We start from the raw sequence: 7,664 nt of genomic DNA on the forward strand, positions 1-7,664 counted from the left end.
TAACGGCAAAAAAATGGTTGTGGGAAATTTGATTGGTTTAATTGACGGAAATGTCCGCATTAATGTGAATGGACAAATTGTGGATATTCCTAGAGAAAAAGTTGCACAGATCAGATTACATATTGAGTTTTAGGAAAACTGAATAGGGGGGAATTGTATGAACGCTGAATTTATGCAGGCATTCGAACAATTAGGAAAAGAGAAAGGAATCGCGCCGGAAGTTTTGTTTGATGCTATCGAAGCAGCTTTAATTTCAGCATATAAACGCAATTTTGGTTCAGCACAGAATGTTAGGGTTTCTTTAGATCGAAATACTGGTGAAATCCATGTTTATGCCCGAAAAACTGTTGTTGAAAATGTAAATGATCCACGGCTTGAGCTGTCACTAAAAGAGGCTAAAGCGATTGATCCGCGTTATGAAATTGACGATGTGGTAGAATTAGAAGTCACACCCAAAAATTTTGGCAGAATTGCAGCGCAAACCGCTAAGCAGGTTGTTGTTCAGCGGATTCGCGAAGCTGAAAGAGGAATGATTTATGAGGAGTTTTCCAATCGAGAAAGCGATATTGTAACAGGGATTGTTCAGCGCATTGAACAAAAAAATGTGTATATTGATTTAGGCAAAGCTGAAGCTGTGTTAGCACCTTCTGAACAAATTCCTGATGAAGTATACAAACATGGCGATAGATTGAAAACCTACATAGTAGAAGTCAAAAAAACCACCAAAGGACCGCAGATACTTGTATCTAGAACTCATCCAGGACTATTGAAACGTTTATTTGAACTGGAAGTACCTGAGATTCATGATGGTGTGGTGGAACTAAAGTCAGTAGCTCGGGAACCTGGCCTGAGGTCAAAGATTGCAGTTTACTCCCGCGATGAGACCGTGGACCCGGTAGGGGCGTGTGTAGGCCATAAAGGTATGAGGGTCCAGACTATTGTAAATGAGTTGAAAGGCGAAAAAATCGATATCGTTAAATGGAATGCCGATCCGGCAAAATATATAGCCAATGCTCTGAGTCCTGCCAGGGTCATTTCCGTAGAGGTTCAGGAAGCAGAAAAAATGTCAAGAGTAGTTGTGCCAGACTATCAATTATCACTCGCTATTGGTAAAGAAGGACAGAACGCACGCCTGGCGGCTAAACTTACTGGTTGGAAAATTGATATTAAGAGTGAATCACAAGCAGCTCAATCATCAATTTCACCGTTAAGTTCTGCACAGGAGGAGTCTGAGTGAAACCAAAAAAAATTCCTTTAAGAATGTGTGTTGGCTGTCAGACTATGAAATCCAAAAAAGAATTGTTGCGTGTAGTCAGGACGCCACAGGGAGAAGTAATACTAGATCCTACTGGCAAAAAGGCCGGGCGGGGAGCGTATATCTGCCAAAGTGAGCAGTGTTTGACTACCGCTTTTAAAGAAAAACGTCTGGAAAAAGCACTTAAACATCAAATTGATGAAACTGTTTATAATGCGCTTAGGACTGGGATTACCCAATGAATGAGAAACAGCTCATATCACTTCTGGGATTGGCGCAGAAGGCTGGTAAAATAGTATCAGGTGATTTTGCGGTACAGGAAGCTATCAAATCAGGTAAGGCCAAACTACTGATAGTTGCGAACGATGCATCTGATGCTACAAAAAAAGAGTATCAATATCAAGCAAAATCCCGGGATATCGATATTTATTATGCATTGTCAAAAGAGCAATTAGGTGGTGCAATTGGCAAAGCATTACGGGCGGCGGTGGCCATTACTGATAGTGGCTTTGTCCAGCCGTTAGTCCGTGCTTTAACAGACTAAACATGTATCTGATGAGTAACCTGTTCGAACCTCCCATCTTTTTGAAGTGAGAGTTAAGACCAGGATATCCTCGGATTTAGGCGGCTAACGTTTCAGTAAGGTAAAAAATTTACGTGAAACTAAGCCGATGTTATCCGCGGGGAGAAATGAAAATGGGGGTGGATCAATGTCCAAATACAGAGTATATGAATTAGCCAAAGAATACAACACAACTAGTAAAGTTATTATAGATATCTTAGGACGGCATAACATTACTGCCAAGAATCATATGAGCAGTGTTGATGAGGATGCAAAAGTTGCAATCGAAAAAACATTTGCTCGTAAAACCGGAGAACATAATCCAAGTACGACAACTGTTCAAACTACGCAGCCTTCTCAAGCTGCGACACACCCTGAACAACGCGTAAAATCCAAGCCTACTGCTACTAGCGAAGTGCCTGCTGCTCATGCTGAGCAGTCGCCAAGCAGGACGGATCAGAATCAGCAGCAGATTAGATCAGCTCATACGAATCAGCAACAGAATCGGTCCGCTCATAATAACCATCAGCCAAGCAGATCGGCTCATTCCAATCAGCAGCAGCAAAACAGATCGTCACACCACAGTCAGCAACAACAAAACCGGACGAGTTCCCATACGCAGCAACAACGTTCACAGCAAAAACACCAAACTGTCGCGCAGCAGCCTGGGCAACAACGGCAACAGCATAATCAATCTGCTGGAACAGAGGCTAGAAATCAGGGACAGCAAAATTCACAGCTTCAGAATAACCAGCGCCGTATGGCCAATAATAATTCGCGCCGCTCAGCAGGACAGGGAAATAAAAATTCCCAGCAACGCTCTAACCAGCAAAAAAGCCAAGCTGGTAAAAATCAGTCGGCTCCGGTTAAAACTGAAATGCCAAAACCCAAAAATATTAAAATTGGCGAATCGATTACAGTAAAAGAATTAGCTAGTAAAATGGGACGAGAAGCAGGCGAAGTAATTAAAAAACTGATGATGATGGGAACTATGGTCAGTATTAATCAGGAAGTTGACTTCGATACTGCTAGCATTGTAGCTGAGGAATTTGGTGTTACTGTTGAAGCTATTCCACCGGAAGAAGATCCCACAGAAATCCCTGAAATTGAAGATGACGAAAAAGACATGGTACCCCGGCCACCAGTTGTTACCGTTATGGGCCATGTTGACCATGGTAAAACCTCACTGTTAGATGCTATACGGAAAACCCATGTGACATCACAGGAGGCTGGCGGGATTACCCAGCATATCGGTGCTTATCAAGTCATGTATCAGGGGAAAAAGATCGTTTTCCTGGATACTCCGGGTCATGAAGCCTTTACTTCCATGCGGGCGCGTGGTGCCCAAGTAACAGATATTGCTGTTTTAGTTGTTGCTGCAGATGATGGAGTTATGCCTCAAACCATTGAGGCTATCAATCATGCTAAATCGGCAAAAGTTCCAATTATTGTTGCCATTAATAAAATTGACCGTCCAGGCGCCAATCCGGATCGTGTTAAGCAACAATTGGCTGAGCACCAGTTGATACCTGAGGAGTGGGGCGGTGATACTATTATGGTACCAGTATCAGCCTATCAGAAGACAGGTATTAGCGACATGCTGGAAATGATTCTATTAGTAGCCGAAATGCTTGAACTTAAGGCAAATCCTAATCGCCTTGCCTACGGAACTATTATTGAAGCTAAGCTTGATAAAGGGCGTGGACCTGTTGCCACTGTCTTAGTACAAAAAGGCACACTCAGAATCGGTGATTCCATAATTGCCGGCACCACCTATGGTAAGGTGCGGGCCATGACTAATGACCGTGGCGAAAAAATAAAAAAAGCTGAACCTTCTACTCCGGTCGAAGTATTAGGATTAGCCGATGTACCTCAGGCTGGAGACATTTTAATGGCCGTTGATGAACGAATTGCCAGAACAGTTGCGGAGAAACGGTTGGCAAAAAAACGTACAGAAGAGATTAAACAGTCGCAAAAGGTTTCTTTAGATGATTTATTCAAACAAATCCAAGAGGGCAACTTGAAAGACCTGAACATCGTCATTAAAGCAGATGTTCAAGGATCGATTGAAGCTCTTCGCCAATCATTGCTTAATATCAAAAATAATGAAGTTAGGGTAAATATCGTCCATGCTGGCGTCGGTGCTATTAATGAATCTGATGTTATGTTGGCAGCCGCTTCAAATGCACTTATCATTGGTTTTAATGTTCGGCCTGATGGCAACGCTCGTAAAGCAGCAGAAGCCGAAAAAATTGATATAAGAACCTATCGGGTTATCTATGAAGCGATTAATGATGTTGAGGCTGCCATTACTGGTATGCTATCTCCTGAGTTTAAAGAAGTCATATTGGGGCATGTAGAAGTACGTCAGGTCATTTCTATCCCTAAAACAGTCGTTGCCGGCTCCTATGTAATGGAAGGAAAAATTACCAACACAAGTCAGGTTCGGATATTGAGAAATGGTATTGTTATTCATGAAGGAAAACTCGAATCATTGCGCCGCTTTAAAGATGATGTTAAAGAAGTTACGCAAGGATATGAGTGTGGTATAACTATTGAAAAGTTCCGCGATATAAAAGAAGGCGATATTATTGAAGCCTTTACTATGCAAGAAGTAGCACCGCGGGCCTAACTGTTGTAATTGGCGGAGGAATTATTATGGGACAACTGCGGGTTGAAAAAGTACAGGAATTTATTAAACAAGAAATTAGCAAGATAATCCTGACAGAACTTAAAGATCCTCGAATTGGTTTTGTAACAGTTACCAGGGTAGAAGTCACTGGTGATCTACGTAGTGCAAAAATATATCTCAGCCTCATGGGCAGTGATGAACAGAAAGCTGATACTTGGGCCGGATTAACAAAAGCATTAGGTTATATGCGTTCAGAAATTGGCAAACGTATCCGATTACGATTTACGCCGGAACTGTCACTGCATCTTGACGAGTCACTAGAATATAGTGCGCGAATTCAAGAACTCATCTTGAAAATTAAGCAGGAAGAAGGCAACCAGTAATCGCAATGGAAGTTTCTATTGCAGACAGCACGATGCTGTTAAACAAAGCCAATAACATTATATTGACTGCTCATGTTCAGCCAGATGGTGATGCGTTAGGCTCATTGCTTGCTCTTTACAGCTTTTTATCAACACAAGGTAAACAAGTCAGAATGTTACTTGATGATGAAGTTCCTCGGGCTTTTCGCTTTCTCCAAGGATGGGAGAAAGTAGAAAAGCCTGAAGGTGCTATTTGCAAAGCAGATTTATTGGTAGTGCTCGATGCTAGCGATCGGGAACGAATTGGAAAGGTTAGTACGCTAATTACTGCTCCGATACTTAACCTAGATCATCACATAACCAATCTTAAATTTGCGGACTATTGGTATATTGATAGTGAGGCTGCTGCTACTGGAGAAATTATATTCAAGCTGCTCAGAGAAGCAAAGGCTACAATCACGCCAAGTATGGCGGAAGCACTGTTTACGGCAATAGCCACTGATTGTGGCTTTTTCCGCTATGCCAATACTTCAGCCCAGACACTTAAATTTGCATCCGATTTGGTAGAACTGGGTGCCCGGCCTCACATAATTTCCGAGTATCTGGATACCAAACCGAGGATTGTTATTGAAATGCTGCCTAAAGTGCTTGAGACACTTGAAATCATCGATTGTGGTGATGCCGGCAACATTGCGACAATAACAATTAAATCTGAGGTTTTTGCCAAACTTCGGGATGATACTGAAGGATTTATTAATTATCCGCGTAATATTGACGGAGTCGAAATAGCCGTCATGTTTAAAGAAGTGGATACTAATAGTGTTAAGGTTAGTCTGCGATCAAAAACAGCAGATGTAAGTAAATTAGCACTTTCTTTTGGCGGTGGCGGTCATGCGCGGGCGGCGGGGTGTACGATAACTGAGCCGCTTGACCGTGCTAAGGCATTGGTTGTCGAGGCAGCCAAAAAACAATTAACTGAAGGTTTTACAACATGATGCAAAGTGGTGTAATTAATGTTCTTAAACCACCAGGGATGACATCCCATGATGTAGTGGCGTTTATTCGCCGATTATATGGTATAAAGCGCGTTGGCCATGCAGGTACTTTAGATCCGGCGGCAGCTGGTGTTCTACCCATTTTTTTAGGTAATGCAACCAGACTTGTGGAGTATTTGTCAGAAGCAGATAAGAGTTATCGTGCAGAGCTTACATTTGGGTTCGAAACCGATACTGGTGATGACACCGGTCATATTATTACCAGTATTCCATATACGAGACCGTCTTCAGCACGTATAAAAGATGTGCTGACATCTTTTGTGGGGGTTCATGAACAAATTCCTCCCATGTATTCAGCGGTAAAAATTGGCGGAAAAAAGTTGTATGAGTTGGCACGGGCAGGCCAGGAAGTGGAGCGGAAATCGCGAACCATTACCATCCATGCCATTACATTGGTAGCAGAGTATGAGCAAGGGATTGTCTTTGATGTAACTTGCTCCAAAGGAACCTACATACGGACATTATGTGCTGACATTGGGCGTAAATTAGGTTGTTTGGCAGTCATGAGCTTTTTGGTAAGAACAAGGGTGGGCAGTTTTTGTTTGGAACAGTCTTTAACTCTCGAGGAAATTGCCTTATTAAAAGAAAAAGCTATACAAAAGCCTGAAAGTGTTCTTACCCATCTGCCTGCTGTAATTTTATCCGAACAAGATGCGAATGCTGTTAAAAATGGGCGTAGTATCTATTGCCAAGTATCTGCTGGGGACTTGGTTAAGATCTATGATTGGCAGATGAATTTTATTGGTATTGGTCGGAGGCTAAGCAGAGCTGACGGTCATTCCATGTTACTGCCGGTAAAAATATTAAGTCCGGGTCGATAGCGCTCCGGACTATTGACTTGCCACAAATCACCCCTTATAATTTTTTGTCCTGATAGGAAGGCTGTACAACTTTACTTGTCAGCCTTCTGTATAAGGCGGTAATGAGGAGAAACAGAAAAAATATGGAAGTCTTTACGCAGATAAACGACATACATCAGTATCCGGGTATTTATATGGCGCTAGGAACTTTTGACGGTGTTCACGCTGGACACCAGGCAATCATTTCACGTACTGTCGAAATGGCAAAAAACGCAAATTGTTTGAGCTCTGTGTTTACTTTTAGCAATCATCCGCTGGCTGTCATTAATCCGGACCATTGTCCACCCCTTATTATAACCAATCAGGAAAAAGTAAATTTAATTGCAGATTTGGGGGTTGACATTTTATTTCATATTCCTTTTACAAGCCAACTGTTAGAATTATCACCTGAGAATTTTGTTACCTTGTTAGTTAACAATCTTAATTTAAAACATGTGATCGTCGGCGAAAACTTTACCTATGGATACCAGGTAACAGGAACACCCGCCACGTTAATTCGTGCTGGCTCTATACATGGGTTTAAGGTCGACGTGGTAAAGTTGATTGATATTGATGGTACTGTTGTGAGTAGTACTGCTATTAGACAATTAATTAAAGAAGGAGCAGTTAAACAGGCGGCTGTTTTACTAGGTCGTTTTGTGAGCATAACTGGAGAAGTTATCAAAGGAGATCAACGGGGTAGTAAACTAGGCTTTCCTACTGCTAACTTAGCTATTCCTCAAGGTCTTTTAGTTCCGGCTGATGGGGTTTATGCCGTACATGTTATTGACAGTTCAGGAGTAAAATATAATGGCGTAGCTAATATTGGCAACAATCCTACTTTTACCCGGCAAACGCGCCGGATCGAGATACATATTTTAGATTTTGATCGTGTAATTTATGGCGAGCAACTTCAGGTACAATTTCTTGACCGCATTCGTGCCGAGATTGCTTTTAAT

Annotated in this window: 8 protein-coding genes; all 8 read left to right on the forward strand. The window is 42.0% G+C overall.

The annotated features are described in order from the left end of the window. Window positions 1–157 precede the first annotated feature (157 nt). Window positions 158–1,237 (forward strand): transcription termination factor NusA, encoded by a 1,080-nt coding sequence (nusA, locus tag AC29Z1_RS07015; protein WP_488270746.1) that lies wholly within the window; start codon window positions 158–160, stop codon window positions 1,235–1,237. Continuing rightward, complete coding sequence (gene rnpM, locus AC29Z1_RS07020) at window positions 1,234–1,497, forward strand: RNase P modulator RnpM (protein WP_488270747.1); 264 nt, start codon at window positions 1,234–1,236, stop codon at window positions 1,495–1,497. The genes nusA and rnpM overlap by 4 nt, the downstream gene beginning before the upstream one ends. Continuing rightward, window positions 1,494–1,799: a L7Ae/L30e/S12e/Gadd45 family ribosomal protein gene (locus AC29Z1_RS07025; RefSeq protein ID WP_488270748.1), complete on the forward strand. Its 306-nt coding sequence runs from the start codon at window positions 1,494–1,496 to the stop codon at window positions 1,797–1,799. The genes rnpM and AC29Z1_RS07025 overlap by 4 nt, the downstream gene beginning before the upstream one ends. A 166-nt stretch (window positions 1,800–1,965) precedes the next feature. Further along, window positions 1,966–4,449: a translation initiation factor IF-2 gene (gene infB, locus AC29Z1_RS07030; protein WP_488270749.1), complete on the forward strand. Its 2,484-nt coding sequence runs from the start codon at window positions 1,966–1,968 to the stop codon at window positions 4,447–4,449. Between the two features lie 26 nt (window positions 4,450–4,475). Then, window positions 4,476–4,832 carry a 30S ribosome-binding factor RbfA gene (gene rbfA / locus AC29Z1_RS07035; protein WP_488270750.1) on the forward strand — a complete coding sequence of 119 codons (357 nt, stop codon included), beginning with the start codon at window positions 4,476–4,478 and terminating at the stop codon, window positions 4,830–4,832. Between the two features lie 5 nt (window positions 4,833–4,837). After that, window positions 4,838–5,806 (forward strand): DHH family phosphoesterase, encoded by a 969-nt coding sequence (locus tag AC29Z1_RS07040; RefSeq protein ID WP_488270751.1) that lies wholly within the window; start codon window positions 4,838–4,840, stop codon window positions 5,804–5,806. Further along, window positions 5,806–6,687, forward strand: coding sequence for a tRNA pseudouridine(55) synthase TruB (gene truB / locus AC29Z1_RS07045; protein ID WP_488270753.1), 882 nt, complete (start codon window positions 5,806–5,808; stop codon window positions 6,685–6,687). Before AC29Z1_RS07040 ends, truB begins: the two co-directional genes overlap by 1 nt. 122 nt (window positions 6,688–6,809) lie before the next feature. Continuing rightward, window positions 6,810–7,664, forward strand: an 855-nt coding sequence (locus AC29Z1_RS07050) for a bifunctional riboflavin kinase/FAD synthetase (RefSeq protein ID WP_488270752.1), incomplete at its 3' end; no start/stop codon positions are given.

It is taken from the genome of Sporomusa sp. (genome assembly GCF_057736855.1).